The sequence below is a fragment of the Streptomyces sp. CY-1 genome, assembly GCF_047218265.1.
GTDB lineage: Bacteria > Actinomycetota > Actinomycetes > Streptomycetales > Streptomycetaceae > Streptomyces > Streptomyces niphimycinicus.
The window spans coordinates 2180721-2202012 of the sequence record NZ_CP178393.1 but is presented as its reverse complement, the minus strand read 5'-3'; the positions used below and the strand labels follow the sequence as shown (position 1 = coordinate 2202012).

At 70.6% G+C, this 21292-nt stretch carries 19 protein-coding genes and 2 pseudogenes; 12 read left to right on the top strand and 9 right to left on the bottom strand.

The annotated features are described in order from the left end of the window. Nucleotides 1–116: 116 nt before the first annotated feature. Together ACK1X7_RS09215 and ACK1X7_RS09210 are read right to left on the bottom strand one after the other, a co-directional pair. The gene (locus ACK1X7_RS09215) at nucleotides 117–1124 is read right to left on the bottom strand and encodes an Lrp/AsnC family transcriptional regulator (RefSeq protein WP_382950485.1); all 1008 of its coding nucleotides are present in this window, start codon (nucleotides 1122–1124) and stop codon (nucleotides 117–119) included. A gap of 240 nt (nucleotides 1125–1364) precedes the next feature. Beyond that, nucleotides 1365–2279 carry a LysR family transcriptional regulator gene (locus ACK1X7_RS09210; protein WP_385141816.1) on the bottom strand — a complete coding sequence of 305 codons (915 nt, stop codon included), beginning with the start codon at nucleotides 2277–2279 and terminating at the stop codon, nucleotides 1365–1367. 73 nt (nucleotides 2280–2352) lie between these two features. Here ACK1X7_RS09210 and ACK1X7_RS09205 point away from each other — a divergent pair, with 73 nt between their 5' ends. The 8 genes and pseudogenes from ACK1X7_RS09205 to ACK1X7_RS09170 all read left to right on the top strand — a co-directional run bounded on the left by ACK1X7_RS09205 (nucleotide 2353) and on the right by ACK1X7_RS09170 (nucleotide 11267). Further along, nucleotides 2353–3642: an MFS transporter gene (locus ACK1X7_RS09205; RefSeq protein ID WP_413114929.1), complete on the top strand. Its 1290-nt coding sequence runs from the start codon at nucleotides 2353–2355 to the stop codon at nucleotides 3640–3642. Between the two features lie 12 nt (nucleotides 3643–3654). Beyond that, on the top strand, nucleotides 3655–4128 hold the full coding sequence (locus ACK1X7_RS09200) for an enolase C-terminal domain-like protein (protein WP_413114928.1): 474 nt from the start codon (nucleotides 3655–3657) through the stop codon (nucleotides 4126–4128). 140 nt (nucleotides 4129–4268) lie between these two features. Continuing rightward, nucleotides 4269–4664, top strand: a pseudogene (locus ACK1X7_RS09195) (helix-turn-helix domain-containing protein); the annotation flags it as partial. Between the two features lie 96 nt (nucleotides 4665–4760). Beyond that, nucleotides 4761–5219 carry a pyridoxamine 5'-phosphate oxidase family protein gene (locus ACK1X7_RS09190; RefSeq protein ID WP_385141807.1) on the top strand — a complete coding sequence of 153 codons (459 nt, stop codon included), beginning with the start codon at nucleotides 4761–4763 and terminating at the stop codon, nucleotides 5217–5219. Nucleotides 5220–5559: 340 nt separating this feature from the next. Further along, nucleotides 5560–8961, top strand: coding sequence for a CARDB domain-containing protein (locus tag ACK1X7_RS09185; protein WP_413114927.1), 3402 nt, complete (start codon nucleotides 5560–5562; stop codon nucleotides 8959–8961). A gap of 102 nt (nucleotides 8962–9063) precedes the next feature. After that, the gene (locus ACK1X7_RS09180; protein ID WP_385141865.1) at nucleotides 9064–9792 is read left to right on the top strand and encodes a HEAT repeat domain-containing protein; all 729 of its coding nucleotides are present in this window, start codon (nucleotides 9064–9066) and stop codon (nucleotides 9790–9792) included. Then, nucleotides 9786–10790, top strand: a pseudogene (locus ACK1X7_RS09175) (MerR family transcriptional regulator); the annotation flags it as partial. The gene ACK1X7_RS09180 and the pseudogene ACK1X7_RS09175, both read left to right, overlap by 7 nt. A 42-nt stretch (nucleotides 10791–10832) precedes the next feature. Next, nucleotides 10833–11267, top strand: a complete 435-nt coding sequence (locus ACK1X7_RS09170; protein WP_413116860.1) for a cupin domain-containing protein — start codon at nucleotides 10833–10835, stop codon at nucleotides 11265–11267. Nucleotides 11268–11356: 89 nt separating this feature from the next. Here ACK1X7_RS09170 and ACK1X7_RS09165 read toward each other — a convergent pair whose 3' ends face one another. The 3 genes from ACK1X7_RS09165 to wrbA all read right to left on the bottom strand — a co-directional run bounded on the left by ACK1X7_RS09165 (nucleotide 11357) and on the right by wrbA (nucleotide 13969). Continuing rightward, nucleotides 11357–12808, bottom strand: coding sequence for an amidase (locus ACK1X7_RS09165; protein WP_413114926.1), 1452 nt, complete (start codon nucleotides 12806–12808; stop codon nucleotides 11357–11359). Nucleotides 12809–12940: 132 nt separating this feature from the next. Then, nucleotides 12941–13243, bottom strand: a complete 303-nt coding sequence (locus tag ACK1X7_RS09160) for a muconolactone Delta-isomerase family protein (protein WP_413114925.1) — start codon at nucleotides 13241–13243, stop codon at nucleotides 12941–12943. Between the two features lie 114 nt (nucleotides 13244–13357). Then, entirely contained in the window at nucleotides 13358–13969 is a 612-nt protein-coding gene (gene wrbA, locus ACK1X7_RS09155; protein WP_385141795.1) for an NAD(P)H:quinone oxidoreductase type IV, read from the bottom strand. 193 nt (nucleotides 13970–14162) lie between these two features. On the opposite strand from wrbA, the gene ACK1X7_RS09150 reads away from it, so the two are divergent. Continuing rightward, the gene (locus tag ACK1X7_RS09150) at nucleotides 14163–14786 is read left to right on the top strand and encodes a TetR/AcrR family transcriptional regulator (protein ID WP_390792542.1); all 624 of its coding nucleotides are present in this window, start codon (nucleotides 14163–14165) and stop codon (nucleotides 14784–14786) included. Here the strand turns inward: ACK1X7_RS09150 and ACK1X7_RS09145 are convergent. Both ACK1X7_RS09145 and ACK1X7_RS09140 read right to left on the bottom strand, forming a co-directional pair. Then, a complete protein-coding gene (locus ACK1X7_RS09145; protein WP_390792543.1) occupies nucleotides 14776–16170 on the bottom strand; it encodes a purine-cytosine permease family protein in 1395 nt (464 codons plus the stop codon). The genes ACK1X7_RS09150 and ACK1X7_RS09145 overlap by 11 nt on opposite strands. After that, complete coding sequence (locus tag ACK1X7_RS09140; protein ID WP_413114924.1) at nucleotides 16170–17420, bottom strand: serine hydrolase domain-containing protein; 1251 nt, start codon at nucleotides 17418–17420, stop codon at nucleotides 16170–16172. Before ACK1X7_RS09140 ends, ACK1X7_RS09145 begins: the two co-directional genes overlap by 1 nt. A gap of 123 nt (nucleotides 17421–17543) precedes the next feature. Here ACK1X7_RS09140 and ACK1X7_RS09135 point away from each other — a divergent pair, with 123 nt between their 5' ends. Further along, on the top strand, nucleotides 17544–18473 hold the full coding sequence (locus ACK1X7_RS09135) for a LysR family transcriptional regulator (RefSeq protein ID WP_385141783.1): 930 nt from the start codon (nucleotides 17544–17546) through the stop codon (nucleotides 18471–18473). A 41-nt stretch (nucleotides 18474–18514) separates the two neighbouring features. On the opposite strand, the gene ACK1X7_RS09130 is transcribed toward ACK1X7_RS09135, so the two are convergent. After that, nucleotides 18515–19090, bottom strand: coding sequence for a TetR/AcrR family transcriptional regulator (locus ACK1X7_RS09130; RefSeq protein WP_385141779.1), 576 nt, complete (start codon nucleotides 19088–19090; stop codon nucleotides 18515–18517). Nucleotides 19091–19194: 104 nt separating this feature from the next. Between ACK1X7_RS09130 and ACK1X7_RS09125 the strand changes: the two genes are divergently transcribed. Continuing rightward, nucleotides 19195–19650: an anthrone oxygenase family protein gene (locus ACK1X7_RS09125; protein ID WP_385141776.1), complete on the top strand. Its 456-nt coding sequence runs from the start codon at nucleotides 19195–19197 to the stop codon at nucleotides 19648–19650. A 13-nt stretch (nucleotides 19651–19663) separates the two neighbouring features. On the opposite strand, the gene ACK1X7_RS09120 is transcribed toward ACK1X7_RS09125, so the two are convergent. After that, nucleotides 19664–20425 carry an SDR family NAD(P)-dependent oxidoreductase gene (locus ACK1X7_RS09120; protein ID WP_385141773.1) on the bottom strand — a complete coding sequence of 254 codons (762 nt, stop codon included), beginning with the start codon at nucleotides 20423–20425 and terminating at the stop codon, nucleotides 19664–19666. Nucleotides 20426–20570: 145 nt separating this feature from the next. On the opposite strand from ACK1X7_RS09120, the gene ACK1X7_RS09115 reads away from it, so the two are divergent. Further along, nucleotides 20571–21245 carry a GntR family transcriptional regulator gene (locus ACK1X7_RS09115; protein ID WP_385141770.1) on the top strand — a complete coding sequence of 225 codons (675 nt, stop codon included), beginning with the start codon at nucleotides 20571–20573 and terminating at the stop codon, nucleotides 21243–21245. Nucleotides 21246–21292: the final 47 nt, after the last annotated feature.

The window sequence follows — 21292 nt, the reverse complement described above, 5'->3', positions numbered from 1 at the left end:
GATCTCCACAAGGATCGGGGGACGGGAAGAGGGCGGTTGAAGGTACGGCGGGGCCACCACCGGGCGGTGACGGCGGGGCCACCACCGGGCGGTGTGCCCGGCAGCCGGCCGGGGGCTCAGACGGTGCGGACCATCCGGTGCCAGGAGTACTTCAAGGTGGCGAGGTGCAACGTCACATCGGAGGCGATCAGCCCGGGCAGCGCCCCGATGACCTCACTGGTGTAGCGGAGCAGATCGGTGCGACGCGGCAGAACCATGTGTCCGACGAGGTTGAAACGCCCCGTCGCCGCGCCCAGGAACTTGGTTCCCGGATGGCGCGCGAGCTGCCGCCCCGCGGCCTCGAGCCGGTCGGGCTCGATCGACAGCCACACCATGAACTCGGCGTCGTACCCGAGCAGGGCCGGTTCGACCAGCGTCCGGAACTGGAGGATGCCGCGGGAGATGAGCCGGTCCATGGCGCGTGCGATACCGGCCTCGGTGTGGCCCAGGCGCCGGGCCAGGGCGCTGACCTGGGCCCGGCCGTCCTCCTTGAGCGCCGCCACGACCTCCTGCTCCAGGGCGGTCAGCGCTTTTGGCGCCCCGTCCCAGTCGTCGCGGTCGCACGAGGACGCGAGGGAAGCGGGCCGCAGGTCCGCGGCCGCCTCGGCGGGCAGCAGCCCGGTGTCCCACATCGACGCGGAGGTGAACGCACGGATGACGGCGACCGCCTCGGTGCTGGTGATCAGATCGGCCCCGGGCAGGTCGGTGAAGAGCATCCGCATCATCTCCTCGTTGTCACGGGCAACGAAATCGACGATGAGATCGGCCGCGCCGGTGACGACGGCCAGGAAGCGCACATCCGGGCTGACGGCGAGCTGATCCGCGAGATCCAGCCCGCGACCGGGCCTGGCCTGCACCCGGACCAGCATGGACGAGCCCTCCCGGGTGCGGTCCAGCTCCAGCGTGCCGACGACCCGCAGCACTCCCCGCTCGCGCAGGGCCTTGTAGCGCCGCTGGGCGGTCGTCTCGCTGGTACCCACCCAACGGGCCACCGCGCACCACGGGGCACGACCGTTGAGCTGGAGCGCCGCGATCACGCAACGGTCCAGGTCATCAATGGTGTCCACGGGTGCTTGGTGGGTCATGGGGCGGACGCTAATGAGCGCGTTTCCACTCGTCAATGAGGGAATCCTGCATCGCTCCAGGTCACAGCCGGGCGATCCGGCACCCCGCACATCACGAAGGCGTAACACCCGCAGATCTGGCGCGCATGAACGGACGAGGCGCGGTGTGACGGATTACGTCACCCGGAAATCCAAAAAAGTTCACCCTCGCCGTCCGCGGCGCGCACCGGCGTGCTTCCCTCCTCTTCCCGGGCCGGGAAGTCAGTGCATGGGCAGCAACCGTGTGGCGGCCGCGGTGATGGTCCGCGCGGCGTGGGTGAGCACGGGGATCTCGCCGGCTCCGCGGCGGGTCACGGCCATGATGCGGCGGGCCGGGGCCGGTTCACCGTGCAGCGGGAGACGTGCCACCAGCGATTCCTCGCTCAGTTGCGCCAGGCGCGGTACGAGGATGACGCCGAAGCCGTGGGCGACCAGGGCGGTTCCGGTGCCCCACTCGTCCGCGTGGTGCGCGATATGGGGCGTGAAGCCCGCGCTCATGCAGGCGGCGAGCACCAACTGGTGGTAGGTCGTGCCCGGGTTGCCCACGATCCACGGCTCGCGTGCGGCGTCGGCCAGTGTGACCCGCCGCTGCCGGGTCAGCGGGTGGTCCCGGGGGACGACCAGGTCCAGCGGGTCGTCCAGCAGCGGCCGCTGGTCGAAGCGCCGGTCGGTCATGGGCGGTGAATCGGCGGTGACGACGAGCAGCGCGAGGTCGGCCTCTTCCGAGAGCAGCAGGTCGAAGCAGCGGTCGGGCTCGGCCTCGATGATCCGCACCGTGAGATGGGGATGGGCGTCCCGCAGGTCGGCCGCCGCGGGAGGCAGCAGACGGCTGGCGGCGGTGGAGAACCCGCACAGGGTGACCTGTCCCGTGGGCTCGGTACCGGCGGCGGCCAGCTCGGCTCGGGCGAGTTCCCACTGTTCCCGAAGGCGCTCCGCGTGGCGCAGCAGGACGCGGGCCGCGTTCGTCAGGCGGATGCCGCGGCCTTGCTGCACCACCAGGTCCGCTCCGACCTCCTCGGCGAGCCGGCGCAACTGGTAGGAGACGGCGGAGGGGGTGTAGTGCAGCGCCCGTGCCGCGGCGGTGACCGAGCCGTGCTCGGCGACCATCTGGAGGATCCGCAGCCGGGAGTCAATCATGAAAACATTTTGCACGGTGAGGCCGGGAATCGTTTGATTTTCCTTGCCTCTCTCCGGCCGCACACTGACTCACGTGACGGAGCGGCAGACAGTCTCGGATCGGGCGGTACGAACCGCCGTACTCCTGGTGATGGTCCTGACGGCGGGCGCCTATCTCCCCAGCCCGCTCTACCCCGACTACCAGCGTCTCTTCGGCTACGACGACCTGGTCATGACCCTGCTCTTCGCGACGTTCGCGCTGGCCAGCGGCCCGGCGCTGCTGCTGTGCGGACCAGCGGCGGACATCGTCGGCCACCGGCCGGTGCTACGGCTGAGCGTGCTGCTCGCCGCCGTCGGCTCATGCTGCTTCCTGCTCGCCGACGACCCGGTCTGGCTCTTCGCCGGCCGGATCGGCCACGCGCTGGCCCTGGGCGCCGCGACCGGAGCGGCCCAGGCGCTCATCACCCGGCACCGCGGCCCCACCGCCCGCATCGCCGGACCGCTGCTCGCGAGCCTGGCCTTCGCGGCGGGCACCGCCGCGGGGCCGGTGGTCTCGGGCCTGCTCGCCCAGTACGCACCCGGAACGCTGACCACTCCCTATGTACTGCATCTGGCCCTGCTGGCGTGGGTGTGGCATCGGCTGGACCGGATCGTGCCCGCGCCGACGGCCACGCGCGGAGGAGGGGCGCGATGGCGGTGGCGCCCCACCCGCCCGCATATCCCACCGGCCCTCCGCACGCTCTTTCTCGTCGCGGGGCTGGGCGGGTTTCTCGCCTGGGCCGTCGTCGGCATCTACCTCGCCCTGCTGCCGGCACTCCTCGAGCGGACCCCGCACGGCGACCATCCGGCCCTGACCGGCGGAGTGCTCGGAAGCATCCTGCTCTGGTCCGTGCCGGCCCAACTCGCCGGGGCGCGCTGCACCCCGTACACCGCCCAGCGGTTCGGCCTCGCCGGGCTCGCCGGGAGTCTGTTGCTCCTCGCGTCCACCGGGGCCTCCTCGCTGCCCGCCACGCTCGGCTCCACGGTCCTCGCCGGTATCGGGCACGGGCTCGCCTACAGCGGCGCCGCGCGAGCGGTCGACGCACGGACACCGGCCGGGCAGCGCGCCGGGATCGGGGCCGCCCTGTACCTGCTGTTCTACTGGGGATCCGGGGCGCCCGCGGTCGCCGTCGGGCTGTTGTCCGCCTGGATGCCGCTCACCGTGGCGGTGACCCGCCTTAGCTGGACCGGAGTCGGCCTGACCGCGCTCGCCCTGCTGGCCACCCACCGCCTCGCCTCCTCCGAGCGGCGTCGCACGGGAGCGGGCATCCCTTCGGTCCTGTCGGTCCCTTCGGGCCCTTCGGTCCACCGGGCTGAGCAGGCGCTCCGTGATCCCGCGTCCTGAGGCGGTGGCCGGGTGCCGGAGAGGTTCAACCTCACCCGGATCGAGGAACCGCTCGACGCCTACGACGCCGAAGGCCACGCCGACCTCGCGGCCACGCTCGACACCCCGGTGGCCACCGGCGAGATGCTGACCAGCTTTGGCGAGCACGCGGCGCTCATCGAGGCCGGATCCTCCGACTTCGTGCAGCCCGACGCGCCCCGGGCGGGCGGTATCACTCCGTTCCTCCAGATCTCGGCGCTCGCCGACTACAAGGGCCGGGCGCTGGCACCGCACTTCGTGATGGAGATCCACGTCCACCTGTCCGCCGCCTACCCGCGCACGGCGTGGGTGGAGCACTTCGAGTGGCTGGAGCCGATGTTCGACGAGCGCCTTGAGCTGAAGGACGGCCGTATGGTCATCCCGAACCGTGGCGGACTCGGCCTCTCCCTCAGCGAGCAAGCCGCCGCGTGGACCACGGAGTCGGCGGTGTTCGGCAGCGGCACCTGAGCCGACAGCCGTCCCGGCCACGCCCCGGGGACATGAAGCAGGGTGCCGCCCGTCCGGGCGGACTCGGCATCGTCACCGCCACGCCGACATAAGTACAAGACCGGAGGTCGGCGGCCCCCGCACCATCCCCGCTGGGCACGCGCCCACCGGTCGACCCGGAGGTGGCCCACGCCTGGCGGCGTACGCTCACCGGCCGGGGGCGGGTGCGGGTCGAGCGCCTGGCGGAGGAGGTGGGCTGGAGCCGCAAGCGCCTGTCGGCCCGCTTCCGGTCCCAGCTCGGCATCACACCCAAACGCGCCGCCCGACTGGTGCGGTTCGACCACGCGGCCCACCTTCTCGCGGCCGGTCACCCCGCCGCGGGCGTGGCCACCGAGAGCGGCTACGCCGACCAATCCCATCTCCACCGCGAGGTCAAGGCGTTCACCGGGCTCACCCCCACGGCCGTGGCCACCGCGCCATGGCTCGCGATCGACGACGTGGCATGGCCGGCTTCCTCGCCGACCCGGAGGCCATGCTCCGGCAGGGATCCGGCATAGGCGTCGACCTTGCCGAGTCTCGGCCACCCACCGGTCGCTGGTAGTAGGTCCCGCGCCTCATGCGCGCTGTGAGCCCGCTGGCTAGCGTCGGCTCCCATGCAGACGGGATACGTTCGTCGCCAGGCGGCGGAGCGAAGGCGCGACACACTGGACCGGCTCGTCACCGAGCGGGATGTATGGGTGTCGACGGGGCATCCTGAGCGCGGACCGCACCAGGTGCCACTGTGGTTCCTGTGGGATGGGCAGGCCGTTTGGATGTGCACCAGTGCCACTTCGGTGACGGCGCGGAACCTCCGCGAGGAGCCGCGCGTGCGCCTGGCACTGCCGGACACCTTCGATGTGGTGCTGCTCCAGGGCGAGGCGGAGTGCTTCCCGGATCAGGAGGTCCCCCAAGACGCGGCCGAGGCGTTCACCGCCAAGTTCGGGTGGGACCCTCGTGCGGAGGAGGGGCCCTTTCTCTACGTCCGCGTGGTGCCGAAGACGGTGCTCGCCTGGCGCGGCGAGCCGGAACTACGCGGGAGAGCCATCATGCGCGACGGGACGTGGCAGGAGTAGCCGCCGCCTCCGGGGAGGCGGCGCTCACGGCGATGGCGGCCAACCGCACTCAGTGGTCAAGTACCGCCCCGTACCGGGCCGTTGACAAAGTCGATGGGCAGTAGAAATCTGTCGTCAAGGCACTGCAAAAGATAGACGAAATTACTCAACTCTTGCACTGCGGCTGGCTCGGCCTCCTCACCGCGACATCGTCCGGGCCCGCTGAACACCGTCATCGTCCACCAGGCGCACCGCTCCCTCATGCCTGCGTGCTCCCTGCCCCGAGAAACCCTGCGCGTCGGTGGGCGGCGGGTGGCGGGGCCGGTCGCGGGCGCTCAGGGGAAGGGATCGAGAGGGCCTCATGAGAAGAAGACAGCACGGTCGGCGGTTGGCCGCCGGGCTTGTGACGGCGGGTCTGCTCACGGTCGGGCTGCTGCCCGTGGCAGCCCATGCCGCAGGGGGAGCGAACCTGGCGCTGGGCAGGCCGGTGACGGCCAGTGGGGCCCACGGCTCCTACCCGGCGAGCAATGTCACCGACGGCAGCCAGTCCTCCTACTGGGAGGGGCCCGCGGGCTCGTTCCCACAGTGGGTGCAGGTCGACCTCGGCAGCACGGCGGACATCGACGAGGTGGTCCTGAAGCTCCCCGCGTCCTGGGAGTCCCGCACCGAGGGGGTGAGGGTGCAGGCCAGCGCCGACGGCCGGAACTTCACCACCGTGGCCGCCGACGCGCGCAAGGACTTCTCGCCGTCCTCCGGCAACACCGTGGCGCTCGACGTCACGGCCGAGGCGCGGTACGTGCGCGTACAGGTGACCGGCAATACGGGCTGGAACGCCGCCCAGCTCTCCGAGGTGGAGGTGCGCGGGGAGGCCGACGGGGAGGACCCCGGGGACCCGCCCGCGGGCACCAATCTGGCCCTGCGCAAGCCGATCGAGGCGTCGTCGACCACCCAGAGCTACATCGCGGCCAACGCCAACGACGGCAGCACCGCCAGCTACTGGGAGGCCAACGGCCAGTACTCGACGCTGACCGCGAAGCTCGGCGCCGACGCCGATCTGACCGGCGTCGTCGTCAAGCTGAACCCCGATCCCGTCTGGAGCACCCGGTCGCAGAGCATCCAGGTGCTGGGGCGGCCGGCCGGTGGGTCCGGTTTCACCTCGCTGAAGGACCGGGCCGACTACACCTTCAGCCCGTCGCAGAACAAGAACATGGTGACCATCCCGGTCACGGGCCGATACGCGGACGTACGGCTCCAGTTCTCCGGAAACACCGGCGCCGGCGGGGGACAGGTCGCCGAGTTCGAGGTCGTCGGCACGGCCGCGCCCGCGCCCGATCTGACCGTCACCGATCTCTCCTGGTCGCCCCAGTCGCCCTCCGAGACGGACGCGGTCACCGTCGAGGCCACGGTCCGCAACGCCGGGACGGCCGCCGCGCCCGCGACCACGGTGAACGTCAGCCTGGAGGGCGCGGACGCGGGCAGTGGCGCCGTCGACGCGCTCGCGCCGGGCGCCTCGCTGAAGGTGCCGGTCAAGGTCGGCAAGCGCCCCATGGGCAGCTACACCGTCTCCGCCGTCGTCGACCCCACCGACACGGTCCCCGAGCTCGACAACACCAACAACAGCCGCAACGCCGCCACGAAGCTGGTCATCGGCCAGGCCCCCGGGCCGGACCTGGAGGTCACCGGCATCACCACCAACCCCGCCAGCCCGGCCGTCGGCGCCAAGGTCACCTTCACCGTCGCGGTGCACAACAGGGGCACCAGCGCGGTGCCCGCCGGATCGGTCACCCGGCTCACCGTCGGCGGGACCACGCTGAACGGCACGGCGGGCACCGTCCCGGCCGGTGGCACGACCACCGTGGCCATCAGCGGCGAGTGGACCGCCACCAGCGGGGGAGCGACGCTCACCGCGACGGCCGACGCCACCGGCACCGTCGCCGAGACCAACGAGGACAACAACACCTTCGCCCGCTCCCTCGTGGTCGGGCGCGGCGCCGCCGTGCCGTACACCGAGTACGAGGCGGAGGACGGCCGCTACGACGGGACGCTGCTGAAGGCGGACGCCAAGCGCACCTTCGGGCACACCAACTTCGCCACCGAGTCCTCCGGGCGCTCATCGGTCCGGCTCGACACCACCGGCCAGTACGTGGAGTTCACCTCCACCACACCGGCCAACTCGATCGTCGTCCGCAACTCCATCCCGGACGCGGCGGCCGGTGGCGGCAAGGAGGCGACCATCAGCCTCTACGCGGACGGGAAGTTCGTCCGCAAACTCACCCTGTCCTCCAAGCACAGTTGGCTCTACGGCACCACCGACGACCCGGAGGGCCTGACCAATCGGCCCGGCGGCGACGCCCGGCGGCTGTTCGACGAGTCCCACGCCCTGCTCACCGACTCCTACCCGGTCGGTACCAAGTTCCGGCTCCAGCGGGACACCGGTGACGACGCCGCCTTCTACATCATCGACCTGGTCGATCTGGAGCAGGTGGCGGCACCGGCCGCCAAGCCCGCCGACTGCGTCTCCATCACCGACTACGGGGCCGTGCCGGGCGACGGTATCGACGACGCGGACGCCATCCAGCGCGCCGTCACCGCGGACCAGGAGGGCCGGATCCCCTGTGTGTGGATCCCCGCGGGCCAGTGGCGCCAGGAGAAGAAGATCCTGACCGACGACCCGCAGGATCACGGCCAGTACAACCAGATGGGCATCCGGGACGTCACCATCCGCGGTGCCGGGATGTGGCACTCCCAGCTCTACTCGCTCATCCCGCCCCAGGAAGCGGGCGGCATCAACCATCCCCATGAGGGCAACTTCGGCTTCGACATCGACGACAACACCAAGATCTCCGACATCGCCATCTTCGGCTCCGGCACCATCCGTGGCGGTGACGGCGGCGCCGAGGGCGGTGTCGGGCTCAATGGCCGCTTCGGCAAGAACACCAAGATCACCAACGTATGGCTCGAGCACGCCAACGTCGGCGCCTGGGTCGGCCGCGACTACTCCAACATCCCCGAGCTGTGGGGGCCCGGTGACGGCCTCGAGTTCAGCGGCGTACGGATCCGCAACACCTACGCCGACGGCGTCAACTTCACCAACGGCACCCGCAATTCGACCGTATACAACTCCTCCTTCCGTAACACCGGCGACGACTCACTCGCCGTCTGGGCCAACAAATACGTGAAGGACACCTCGACGGACATCGGCCACGACAACCACTTCCGCAACAACACCATCCAACTGCCCTGGCGGGCCAACGGCATCGCGGTCTACGGCGGCTACGGCAACACGATCGAGAACAACCTGATCTCCGACACCATGAACTACCCGGGTCTCATGCTGGCCACGGACCATGACCCGCTGCCCTTCTCGGGCCAGACGCTCATCGCCAACAACGGCCTGTACCGCACGGGCGGCGCGTTCTGGGGCGAGGCGCAGGAGTTCGGCGCGATCACTCTGTTCGCCCAGGGGCAGGACATCCCGGGGGTCACGATCCGCGACACCGACATCCATGACTCCACCTACGACGGCATCCAGTTCAAGACGGGCGGCGGCACGATGCCCGGCGTCCGGATCGAGAACGTCACCATCGACAAGTCCAACAACGGATCCGGGATCCTCGCGATGAGCGGGGCGCGCGGCAGCGCCACGCTGACGAACGTGACGATCACCAACTCGGCCGAGGGCGATGTGGTGAAGGAGCCCGGCTCGCAGTTCGTGATCAACGGCTCCGCGAACCGGTCCGCCGCATCCGTATCGCGCGACTGAGCGCCGCTCCACAGAACGCACCGGCTCAAGCCCGTGACCAGCGGATCTTCCGATCCGCTGGTCACGGGCTTGACCTTGACACGGTGATAACGTGTGTTCTGGGTGCAGGAGGTGGCCCCGATCAACACGTCAATCGGAACCCCGCAGAACACCCGCGTGGCCAACGCCCTGAGCGCCGACGACTCGTCGGTCCGGCTTCAGGCGGCCCTGACGGTCGGCTCGAACCCCGACCCCGGTTTCCTGGAGCCGCTCGTCGAGCGATGCGCGGTCGAGCCGGACTTCTTCGTACGGGACATGCTGTCCTGGGCGCTGACCCGCCTCTCGCCGGAGATCACCCTGCCCCGGATCCGCCGGGAACTCGACGCCGAGCGCACTCAGGCCCGCAGCCAGGCGCTGCACACGCTCTCCAAGATCGGCGACAAGTGCGCGTGGGCCTGGATCACCCGCGACATGCTGCGCGACGCGGACGACGAGGTCGCGCGGACCGCGTGGCGCGTCGCGGTCGTCCTCGTACCCGAGGACGAGAAGAAGCACCTGGCCGACGAACTGGTCACGCAACTCGGCCGTGGCGACCGCGATATGCGGCTGAGCCTGAGCCGGGCCCTGGTCGACCTCGGCGAGGTGACCGAGCCCGCCCTGGAGCGGGCCGCGGCGGACCCCGACCCGGCGGTGGCCACGCACGCCCGCGCCACCGAGCTGCTCCGGCAGGACCCGGAGACCGGATTCGACGCGGCCGTCGAAGAGGCGAAGCGAGTGGTCACACTTGGCCCGGAGCGGGCCGCTGCCGCGGAGGCGGCGAAGGCCGCGGAAAAAGAGGTCACGGATTGCTGATCGGCGAGGTGGCCCGGCACTCGGGGGTGAGTGCCCGGATGCTCCGGCACTACGACGCCCTCGGGCTGGTGCGCCCGACCGGTCGCACCGTCGGCGGCTACCGCGAGTACTCCGCCGAGGACGTCCGCAGGATCTTCCATGTGGAGAGCCTGCGGTCCCTCGGGCTCTCGCTCAAGCAGATCGGGCGCGCGCTGGACGACCCGGCCTTCACCCCGTCCGCCCTGGTCAGCGACCTCATCCAATGGACGGAAGACCGCTTGGCGCGGGAAGCGGAGCTGCTCGAGCGGCTGCGCGCGATCGATGCGTCGGCGCCCACCGGCTGGCAGGACGTCCTGCGCATCGTCGAACTCATGCAGGGGCTCAACTCGACCAGCGCCGCGCGCAGGCAGCAGGCCGTCCTGGCCCGGCCGGGGGAGGTGCCGGTTCCCGCCGAACTGCTGGCCGGGGCGGTCCTGGCCGAATCCGACCCCAACGTCGCGGGCGCCCTGCGCTGGGCGCTCGCCCGGTCGGGCGGCGACGGCGTGGCGATGCTGGCCGCCGGTGTGCACTCGGAGGACGTCGACATCCGGCGGCGCGCGGTGCTGGCGATCGCCGCGATCTCCGAGGCCCCGGGCGCGACCGCGGTGCTCGCGGACGCGCTCGGGGACCCGGATCCGACGGTGCGCGGACAGGCCGCTCTGGCGTTGGGCAGGCGTGGCGTGACCGCGGCCGTGCCGACCCTCGTCGCCATGGTGGTCGAGGGCTCCAACGATGTCGAAGCGGCAGAGGTTCTCGGAACGCTGTCCCAGGACCCCGGGTGCGCGGACCGCGTCACGACCGCACTGGCCGACGGACTCGCCGCTCCCACCGCGGACTCCGCGACACGGATCCGCCTGGCCCAGGCGCTGGTCGAGCTGTCGGGGACCACCGCGGGGGAGGTCCTGCGCCAACTGACCCACGACGACGACCGCGCTGTCGCCCTCGTCGCCTCCTCCTTCGTCGGACTTCTCGAAGAGCGGAGGCGGGACTGTCACAAACCGCGAGGCCGTCTTGTCCTTTCCATGGACAGTCCCTGTTTGGAGGAACACATGAGTGGTGAGCACGCACACCTGCCACATGGCGTCGAGGTGATCATGACCCTGCCGGGGGCGGCGGACCGCATTCCGGCCGGTGCCGAGGCCAGGACCGTCCGGGTCACCCTGGCGCCCGGTGACCCTGGCGCGCCGCCGCACCGGCACCCCGGACCGCTGTACGGCATCGTGACCGAGGGCGAGATCCTCTTCGAGCTGGAGGGGGAGGCGCCTCGGGTGCTCAAGGCCGGTGACGCCCTGTTCGAGCCCGGGGGAGAGGTGATCCACTACCAGGGCGCCAACAACCTTCCGGACGCGCAGTCGCAACTGGTGGTGACCATGTTCGCGCCTCCCGGTACCCCCGTTCTGACCGTGGTGAGCCCGGAGGAGCTGGCCGAGCGACGGCACCTACGGGTGACCGGCTGAAAAGCCCGGTCACCCGTGTGCGGGGGAGCCGGAGCACATGGCCGTGGCCCGGCTGCCCCGCCCCCTCGACGGACACCCGGCAGGACGCCCTACTCCGGTGCCTGGAAGCCGCCGATCTTCTGCTCGAGCAGTTCGGCCAGCCGCAGTGGGGTGCGGTCCTCGAACATCGGACCGATGAGCTGCACTCCCACCGGCAGACCCTCGGGGGACCGGCCCGCTGGTATGGCGGTGGCGGGCAGACCGGGCATGGTGGCCACACCGGCCCAGACAAGCTGGTCGAGGTACGGGTACTCGACGCCGTCGATGTCCAGCCGGCGTTGCATCGAATCGGGGTTGTGGTCGTGCGGGAACGCGGGAGTGGGCGTGATGGGACACACCACGGCGTCGAACTCGGCGAAGAGCTGCCGCCAGCCGTGCCGGTGGAGCTCGCGACGGCTGTTCGCCGCGACCCAGTCGCGGTGGCTGAACACCGTGGCGCGCAGCCGCACCGCATGGAGGCTCTGGTCGTCCGCGCTCAGTGCGGCGGCGCTGGTCCGTAGCCGCTCGTACGCTTCGACGGGGAAACGTGCGACCAGGCTGGAGAACAGCAACTGCGTGTAGAGCGTCGAGGCTTCGGCCAGATCGGGCAGCAGCGGACTGTGCCGTTCGACGCGGGCACCGGCGTCGGCGAGCGCGTCGGCCACCCGGTTCACACCCGCCCGTACGGCGGACCCGGTCGCAATGAGCGGATGCTCGTCGAGGACCAGGACCCGGAAGTCGCGGAGCCGCTCATGGCGCGCGGGCGGCAGGGCCACCTCGTGTGCCACACCGAGCGTCAGCGGGTCCGGTCCGGCCATGACGTCGAGCAGCAGCGTGAGGTCGCGGGCGGTGCGCGCCATCGGACCGACGACGGCGAGGTCATGGTCGGTCGGCAAGGCAGGCGCGGGCGGCGGGACCATACCGCGGCTCGCCGCCAGCCCGAGTGTCGGCTTATGTGCGTAGACACCGCAGAAATGCGCGGGGGTACGCAATGAACCGGCGATGTCGGAGCCGATGGACAGCGCGCCGAATCCGGCCGCCAGAGCCGCCGCCGATCCGCCGGAGGATCCACCCGGCGTACGACCGTGATCCCACGGGTTGTTGGTGGTGCCGTAAATCTCGTTGAAGCTCTGCACATCTTGCAGACCCACGGGCACATTGGTCTTACCGAGCACCACCGCGCCCGCGGCCTTGAGCCGCGACACCTGCACCGCGTCCTCGGCCGGCATGAAGTCGCGGTGCGGCGGCATGCCCCAAGTCGTGGGCAGCCCGGCGACGTTGTAGGACTCCTTGACCGTCACCGGAATGCCGAGCAGCGGCCGGTCCTCACCACGGGCGCGCGCCTGGTCGGCACCGCGCGCGGCGGCCCGCGCACGGTCGAAGTCCGGCACACAGATGGCGTTGATCGCCTTGTCGTCCCGCTCGATACGGGCGATCGCCAGGTCGGTCAGTTCCACCGAGGTCACTTCACCGGCACGCAATGCGGCCGCGAGTCTTTCGGCCCTCTGAAAATTCCACTCCATAAATCCGACCGTAACGGCCTCTTGAACAGGCCATAAAACACTCCTCAGCGCAACGGGATGGACGCCTGATAACGCATCAAATTCCTCTTGCCCGGCGGCGGAGATTCCCGGGAACCCGGCAGCGGAGCCGAGTCAGGCGATTCGGCCGGCCGGGCCGGGGTCGTTGGGATGTGGCTGTACGGCGGTGACCACCGCGGTCATCCAGGGCCACAGGGGCAGGGTCCCCAGCACCTTCGCGCGCAGCTCCGCCTCGCTGTCGGCGCGCCACACACCGATGCTGCGGAGCTCACCCACCGGGCGCCACAGCCGGACCAAGTGGCCCGCGGCGGCGAGCTCCTTCGCCCGGGTGGACTCGTCCGCGCGGCGTCGGCCGACCTCGGCGGGATCGGTGCCCTCGGGGACGGTGGTGGTGAGCTCGACCAGGAACTCCTTCATGGTCTTTTCCTTTCCGTGGGGTAGGGGGTCTCGGGGCGGTCGGGCGGAACCGTCCGTGAGGGCACCGTCGGGTGTGTACCGCGCCGGGCGACGGGCCTGCGTCCAGCGGACTGATCAGGCGGCGGCCTTGAGCGCGGTGGCCATCCGGACCGCGCGCCCGGCCTGGATACGGGCGGCCGTGCGCGTGGTGTCGTCGACGGGGTTGGTGCCCTGGGCGTCGACGTGGGAGGTGCCGTAGGGGTTGCCGTCGTTGAACTTGGCCGGGTCGGTGAAGCCGGGGCTGACGGTGATGCCGCCGAAGTGGTGGATGGAGTTGTAGAGGGCGAGGAGGGTGGACTCCTGGCCGGCGTGGGCGGTGGCGCTGGAGACGAAGCCGCTGTAGACCTTGTCGGCCAGCTTGCCCTGGGCCCAGAGGCCGCCGAGCGTGTCGATGAACTGCTTGAGCTGCGCGGAGACATTGCCGAAGCGGGTGGGGGTGCCGAAGAGGACGGCGTCGGCCCACTCGATGTCGTCGGGGGTGGCCTCGGGGACCTCGGCGGTGGCGGCGTGGTGGGCGGCCCAGGCGGGGTTGGAGTCGATGGCCGCCTGGGGAGCGAGCTCGGCGACCTTGAGCAGGCGTACCTCCGCGCCGGCCTTGACGCCCGCGTCGCGGAGCTCCTTGGCGATCTCGGCGATGGTGCCGGTGGACGAGTAGTACACGACGGCGAGCTTGACGGGGGTGGTCACAGTGACTCTCCACTTCAGGGGGATACGGTGCATGCGGTCGATAGTCGACCGACTGGCTAGAGATTAGTAGACCGGTCGTCTAGTCGCACCCACTGGCATGGAACCGCAGGGGACGGCCAGCCCCCGGGCGTCCGGCGGGACGCCCGGGGGCTGTGGATTCCCGGTATAGACGATCGGTCGTACACTTACCGCCATGGGACGCACCAGTGATGCGAAGGAGAAGATCCTCGACGCCGCGCACTCGCTCATCGAACTGCGTGGCTACTCGGCGCTGGGCGTCGCCGAGATCTGCAAGGCGGCCGGCGTTCCCAAGGGCAGCTTCTACTACTTCTTCGAGTCGAAGGAGGCTCTTGCCCTGGCCGTCCTCGACGAGCACTGGCATACGCAGCGCGACGACTGGGCCCGGGTCCTCCAGGACGACGACGCGGAGCCGCTCTCGCGGCTGCGCCGGCTGTTCGAGCAGACCCAGGCCGGGCTGCGCGCGGGCCAGCAGAGCTGTGGAACGGTCTCCGGGTGCATGTTCGGCAACCTCACCCTGGAACTGAGCAACCAGACCGAGCCCATCCGCGCCCGCCTTCAGCAGATCTTCGACGCCCAGGTGGAGATGGTCGATACGGTCATCACCGAAGCCCGGGAGCGCGGGGAGGTCACCGTCGCCGACACCGGTGACGCCGCCCGGTCGGTCGTCGCCCAGCTCGAGGGCCAGGTGCTGTTCGCCAAGCTCTACAACAACACCCGGCACCTCGAAGCCCTGTGGGACAACTGCCTGGCGCTGCTCTCCGCGCGCCCGACGGACATGGCGGCCGTCAGCTCCTGACCAGTCCGGGAGCGACCGGCCGGGGCCGTCGGTCGGCGAACAGCCTGGTACCGGCGTAGTACCCCACCGCGCCCACGATGAGCCCCACGAGCCAGGACAGGTCGGCGCCGCCGAGGGACCGCACCAGCGGGCCGACGTAGACGCTGCTGTTGATGAACGGCAGTTCGGCGGCGATCGACACCAGGTAGACGAGCACCGCCCACCAGGTGAAGGTGCCGTACCGTCCGTTCTTCGTCAGCAGTTCGGGAATGTCGTAGTGGCCGTGGCGGACGAAGTAGTAGTCGGTGAGGTTGATCGCGGTCCACGGCACCAGCAGGTAGAGCACGAACAGGGTGATGTTCTGGAACGTGTCCAGCAGACTGCCGCTGGACAGGATGGCAAGCGCGCTGGCGAGGGCGGCGAAGCAGATGACGAAGATCGCCCGGGCGGTCGCGGTCGAGCGCACCCTGCCCTCCGCGGAGAGCGCGCTGAGCGCGGTGAGAAACGCACCGTAGGGACCCTCGGCGCCCGCCGGGACCAGCCCGAGGAGCAGCGCCGCGACCACGAGCCCGCCGAACGAGGGGAAGCGGTCGGCCAGGAACCCGATCGCGTCGGAGTTCACCGCGTCGCTGTTCACCGTCGCCGCCATCGCCCCGATGACCATCGTGAGCGCGCCACCCACGGCCGAGCCGAGGTAGGTGTAGCTGAAGGTAACCCGGGTCGGAGTGTTCTCCGGCAGATAGCGGGAGTAGTCGGACACGTAGGGCGCCCAGGTGACCTGCCAGGCGACGCACACCGAGATCGCGGACACGATCACACCGAGGGAGTGCGTGGCGGGGCCGGGCGGATGGCTGGGCAACTGGGGGAGAAGCCGTACGAACAGCGCGAGGAACGCCACCCCCGAGATCACCGCGACCACCCGGCTGGCCGCGTGGATCAGCCGGTAGCCCACCAGGGGGATCAGCAGCAGCACCACGTTGAACACCACGATCCCCATGGCTTTGGGCAGATGCGCCCAGGTGGCGATCGCCTGCCCGGCGACGAGGCTGCCCTCGACGGCGAAGCCGAGGTACATCAGCACGACCATGACCGAGGGCAGCAGCGCGCCGTAGAAGCCGAACTGGGCGCGGCTCTGCACCATCTGCGGCAGGCCGAGTTGGGGCCCCTGCGCGGAGTGGTAGGCCATGAACAGCGCACCGACCAGGTTTCCCACCAGGATGCTGATGATCGACCAGGTCAGGCCGAGTCCCATCCCGACCGGCACCGCACCGATGACCAGGGTGTTGATCTGGACGTTGTTGGAGAACCACAGGGCCAGTTGGTGCCATGGCCTGCCGTGGCGTTCCGAGGCCGGGATGTGTTCGATCGTGCGCCGCTCCAGCGCGAACGACGGGTGCTGTTCCATCACATCTCCCGGGCGCCGTCGACGGCCTCGGCGATCGCGGCCAGCGCCGCGGCATGCTCGGCGCGGCCGTCCCGGGGGTGCGGGAGGCTGGAGAACTTCACGATGACGACGTTGCGGACCGGGTCGAGCCAGAGGTACTGGCCGAAGATGCCGATGCCGAAGAAGGTGCCCGCCGAGTCGCCGGGCGCCCACCACTGGTTGCGGTATGTCCCGTGCGGATAGATCGATCCGAGATCGCGGTCGGGCAGCACCGCCGTCCGGCCGCCCCGGCGGGTGGCGCGGATCCACTCCTCGGGAATGACCTGGCGGCCCGCCACCCTGCCGCCGTCGAGCACGCACCGGCCGAACCGGGCGAGATCACGCGCGGTGGCGTGGATTCCGGCGCAGGCGTACGGGGCGCCCACCGGGTCCAGGGTGATCACGGCGTCGTGTTCGGCACCGATCCGGGACCAGATCCGTTCGCCGAGCAGCTCCGGATAGGGCCTGCCCGCGGCGCGCTCCAGCACCCAGGCGAGTACGTCGGTGGTGGCCGAGCAGTACTGGAACCGGAGCCCGTGCGGGCCGTCGGGGGCCAGACCGGCCAGGAAGGCCCGCACACCGTCGGGGTCGCCGTCGTGGCGGGGCCGCCAGCCCGCCGCGCGGTCCCCGATCCGCACCTGTGATCGCGGGTCGTCGTAGTCCTGGCTGTAGTGCAGCGCCGCGGTCATGTCCAGCACGTCGCGCACGGTCGCCGTCCCGTACGCCGATGACGCGAGTTCCGGAACGTACGACCGCACCGGAGCCGACACATCCAGCGCTCCCTCGGCCACCAGGCAGCCCGCGGCCATGCCGGCGATCGACTTGGAGATCGACATCAGCGCATGCCGACGGTCCGGCGCCGCCTCGCCGTAGTAGCGCTCGAACAGCAACTGATCGCCCCGCAGCACGACGATCGCGTCGGTGGCCGTGCGCGCCAGGAACTCGTCCACCGTCGAGGAACCGTCGGGGGCCGCTATCGGCACCTCGCCCAGTTGGGTCCCCGCCGGGGTGAACCGGCGGCTGGCGGCCTGGCCGTGCGGGATCACCGCGGTGTCCAGGAGCCGCCCGACATGGTTGAACGACCACCGGTTGACCGGCGGCTCCAGCCAGTTCTTCACCGTGGCCGGGATGCCGGGAGAGGTGCCGGCCGATGTGGCCCCCTCCCCGCCGGGGCTGGTCGGGCGCCTGCGCGAAGGCGCGGTGTCGGTCTGCTCGCTCACAGGCTCGCTCATGACTGTGGCTCCTGGTCCGGAGGGGGCGTTCAGTGCGGCACCACTCAGCGTCGCGAACTCGCATCATGCTGTCCAATACCGATTGCACCGCCGATCCCATGCTGGTTCGGCATAATGCGGCGGGTGGAACTCAAACGCATCCGCTACTTCCTCGAAGTGGTCCGCGCCGGCACCGTCACCGCGGCGGCGGAACGGCTGCACATCGCCCAGCCGGCCATCTCCCGGCAGTTGCGCTACCTGGAGACCGAACTGGGACTCGTCCTGTTCGACCGGATCGGGCCGCGACTCCGGCTGACCAGCGCGGGTCGGCAGTTCGTCGGGGTCGCCGAGGATCTCGTCCGCCGAGCCGACCGGATCGAATCGGCGGCGCGGCAGATGGCCCGCGGCGAGCTGTCCCACGTGGCCGTGGCCGCCGCCCAGACCACCATCACCGAGGTGCTCGCACCGTTCGTCGCGACGCTGGCCCCCGATGATCCGTTCATCTCGGTGCGTGAGGTGCCCGCGGACCAGATCCACAGCACCGTGCGCGAATCCGCCGATCTCGGCCTCGCCGCGGGGCCGGCCGACGATCCGACGCTGACCTGGCGCCCGCTGACCGACGTTCCGCTGCGGGCCTATGTCGCCCCCGGCCACCGCTGGGCGACCGAGGGCCGACACGCGATCACGATCACCGAGCTGGTCGCCGAGAAGCTGTTGCTGCTGACCCGGGAGCACCCGGCGCGCGTGATCCTGGACCGGGCGGTGTCCCAGGCGGGCCTGACCTATGAGCGGGTGGCCGAAAGCGGCAACGCCCTGATGTGCGAGGCGCTCGCGGCAAGCGGTTTCGGCGTCGGTGTCATCACCGACCTGCCCCGGTTCGGCGGCCACCCGCTGCTGATCGATACCGGCGCACGGGCGACGCTGCGGCTGTCACTGCACGCCTGCTGGTCGCCGCACCACTACGCGGCGGGCGCGCTGGCCGCCGTCGTGGACCGCCTCGCCGAGTTCGCCGGGACATACGTCCACGACACCGCATGGCGAACGGGGCCGGGGGCGCCGGGCGGGCCGAGCTGATCAGTTGTGCTTTCGCGGGGCGGGTGGCGTTCCACGGGGCCTCAGCGGGGGATGAAGCGGTCGATCAGCAGGGCCAGGCGCTGGGGGACCTGGTCGGCGGGCATGCGTCCGGCGCGGGTGAGGGTGACCAGTCCGTGCAGCGCGGCCCAGAACGTCTCGACCAGCAACCCCGGTGCATCGGAGCCCGCGTGGTCCTGGAGCGGGTCCAGCAGGGCCTGGTACGCCTCGCGCAGCGGGGCGGGGGTGGCCTCGTCGGCGAAGGGCAGGCCGTTGTCGAGGCTGAACATCGCGTCGTACAAGGCGTGGTTGCGCTCGGCGAAGTCGGTGTAGGCGTGGGCCAGCGCGGTCACCGCCTCCCGGTCGGTGGGCCCGTCCGGCACCGCGGCCCGCAACGCGGTCTTCAGCTCGGCGAATCCCTCCAGCGCGACCGCTCCCACGATCTCGTTCCTGCTCCGGAAGTGGCTGTAGAGCACGGGCTGGCTGTACTCGATCCGCTCGGCGAGCCGACGCGTGGTGACCGCGTCCCAGCCGTGGGTCTCGGCGAGTTCGCGGGCCGTTGAGACGATCAACTGGTGGCGGTTGGCCCGCTCGCGTGCCTTGCGTTCGTGTACTGACATGACCCGATCCTAGCATCGCTAGACAATCGTGCGTCGGCAGGTCTATCGTCGCATCAGATTCTAGCGGTGCTAGGAATCAGTGCCGGGAAATCTTTGGAGGGGACATGCAGGACGTACTGTCAGTCGTCACGCTCGTCGTGGTCGGAGTGATGGTGGGCGTGGAGTTCGCGGTGGCGGTGTTCGTCAACCCGATCCTCGACCGGCTCCCGAACGACGGCGGACTCGACGCCCGCAGCGACGGAGCGCGCGTCCTGGGCAGGGTCATGCCGTTCTGGTACATCGGCTCGGTCGTCCTCGGCGCGGTGTGGGCCGCGGCGACCTGGGGTGACGCGGGCGCTTCGCTCGTCACCGCGGGCACGCTCCTGCTCGTGCTGAGCGTGGTGATGTCGATCACCCTGCTCGTGCCGATCAACTCGCGCGTCGCGACCTGGTCCCGCGAGGGCGTGCCCGCGGACTGGAGGCAGCAGGTGGTGCGGTGGGACCGGTTCCACTATGTGCGCGTGGGCGTCATCGTGCTCGCCTTCACGCTGTTCGCCGTCGCCCTCGTCCGGGGCGCATGACCAAGGCGCTGTGTCAGGTCCGGAGGTAGGACGCGCCATTGAGGTCGAGCACGGCTCCGGAGGACCACGCGGCCTCCGGAGAGGCCAGGTACAGCACGGCGGCGGCGACCTCCTCGGGCGTCCCGACCCGCCCGAACGGGCTCTGGCCCCGTAGCTCTTCCCCGGTGGGACCGGCCATCTTGGGGGCCTGTCGTTCGGTCGCGACGAACCCGGGGGCCACGGACGCCACCGAGATCGCGTGCGGCGCCAGCGTCACGGCCATCGACTGCCCGAAAGCGTGCAGCGCGGCCTTGCTCGCGCCGTACGCGGGGAAGTCGGGCTCGCCCCGGAAGGCGCCGCGGGAACCGATGTTGACGATGCTTCCGGTCGCGCCGCGGTCGATGAGATGCCGGGCGACGCAGTAGGTCATGTTCGACGCGCCGAGCAGATTGACGTCGATCATGCGGTGCCAGATCCGCTGCCAGTCCGCGTAGGACACATCGGCCACGGAGTGCCGGTTCTCGGCGGACGGCGCGATGGCCGCGTTGTTGACCAGCACATCGACCCCGCAGAGTGCCCGCACGGCCGTCTCCACGATGTCCTGCGCCGCCTGTGGATCACCGAGATCGCCGCCGAGCAGGCAATGGCCGGAGCCGGGCAAGCCGCGCAAGGTGTCCTCGGCATCCGCGCGGCCCGTCGCGTAGTGCACCCCCACCCGGTCGCCGCGCTCGGCGAACGCATGGGCCACGGCCCGGCCGATGCCCCGCGACGCACCTGTGACCAGCACCCGCCTCATCGCGCGAACCCCTTGGACTCGCCTCGGAACGCCTTGCGGACGGGTATGGCCAGATGTACGGCAGGACGCACGGACATGGGGCGGCTCCTCGGCTCGGATGGCTTCAGACCTTGCAGCACCGCATCGGCTAATGTCAACATTCGACATGCCCAGCGCACCGCTCCCCAAGGCCGGCCGCCGCGGACTGGCACAAGAGGCCGCCGACCTCATCCGCGAGGCGATCTTCGCCGGCCACTTCCCGCCCGGATCGCCGCTGCGCGAGGTCGAACTCGCCGCCTCATTGGGGGTCAGCCGCGGATCGGTACGCGAAGGACTCGCGTTGCTCGAACGCGAAGGGCTGGTCCGGAGCGCCTGGCACCGGGGCACCACCGTCATCGACGTCACCGAGCGGGACGTCGAGGAGGTCTACGCCGTACGCGCCGCGCTCGACCGCCTCGCGGCGACGAGCGCGCAGGGCAACGCGACCGCTGAGCAGTTGACCGAACTGGACACCCTGGTCCAGGCGATGGCGGAAGAGAGCGGCGGCGAGGCGTCCGGGGCGAGGCTGCTCGCGCTCGACATCGCCTTCCACGACCTGATCTACGCGGCCGCGAACAACCGCAGACTCGACGCGGCATGGCACGCCGTACGCTCACAGATCTATCTCTTCCAGCTCCGCCGTATCGCCCTCGGCTATGAGCACTACCGGGCCCGGGTGGTGGACGAACACCACGAACTGGCGACGCTCCTGCGCTCCGGCGACCGCGAGACCCTGGCCCGGCGCGCCGAAGAACACGTCGACTCCGCCCGCCGCAGTCTCCTCACCGGACCGCACCCCTGACCGGCCCGGATCGCGGTCCGCCGGGCGGGGGGCGGGGGAGACTCCTT

Bases quoted from the DNA above. Each gene is read 5' to 3' on its own strand.
- ACK1X7_RS09215 (WP_382950485.1), bottom strand. From the start codon at position 1,124: ATGACCCACCAAGCACCCGTGGACACCATTGATGACCTGGACCGTTGC.
- ACK1X7_RS09210 (WP_385141816.1), bottom strand. From the start codon at position 2,279: ATGATTGACTCCCGGCTGCGGATCCTCCAGATGGTCGCCGAGCACGGC.
- ACK1X7_RS09190 (WP_385141807.1), top strand. From the start codon at position 4,761: ATGCAGACGGGATACGTTCGTCGCCAGGCGGCGGAGCGAAGGCGCGAC.
- ACK1X7_RS09185 (WP_413114927.1), top strand. From the start codon at position 5,560: ATGAGAAGAAGACAGCACGGTCGGCGGTTGGCCGCCGGGCTTGTGACG.
- ACK1X7_RS09170 (WP_413116860.1), top strand. From the start codon at position 10,833: ATGGACAGTCCCTGTTTGGAGGAACACATGAGTGGTGAGCACGCACAC.
- ACK1X7_RS09165 (WP_413114926.1), bottom strand. From the start codon at position 12,808: ATGGAGTGGAATTTTCAGAGGGCCGAAAGACTCGCGGCCGCATTGCGT.
- ACK1X7_RS09160 (WP_413114925.1), bottom strand. From the start codon at position 13,243: ATGAAGGAGTTCCTGGTCGAGCTCACCACCACCGTCCCCGAGGGCACC.
- ACK1X7_RS09150 (WP_390792542.1), top strand. From the start codon at position 14,163: ATGGGACGCACCAGTGATGCGAAGGAGAAGATCCTCGACGCCGCGCAC.
- ACK1X7_RS09145 (WP_390792543.1), bottom strand. From the start codon at position 16,170: ATGGAACAGCACCCGTCGTTCGCGCTGGAGCGGCGCACGATCGAACAC.
- ACK1X7_RS09140 (WP_413114924.1), bottom strand. From the start codon at position 17,420: ATGAGCGAGCCTGTGAGCGAGCAGACCGACACCGCGCCTTCGCGCAGG.
- ACK1X7_RS09130 (WP_385141779.1), bottom strand. From the start codon at position 19,090: ATGTCAGTACACGAACGCAAGGCACGCGAGCGGGCCAACCGCCACCAG.
- ACK1X7_RS09125 (WP_385141776.1), top strand. From the start codon at position 19,195: ATGCAGGACGTACTGTCAGTCGTCACGCTCGTCGTGGTCGGAGTGATG.
- ACK1X7_RS09120 (WP_385141773.1), bottom strand. From the start codon at position 20,425: ATGAGGCGGGTGCTGGTCACAGGTGCGTCGCGGGGCATCGGCCGGGCC.
- ACK1X7_RS09115 (WP_385141770.1), top strand. From the start codon at position 20,571: ATGCCCAGCGCACCGCTCCCCAAGGCCGGCCGCCGCGGACTGGCACAA.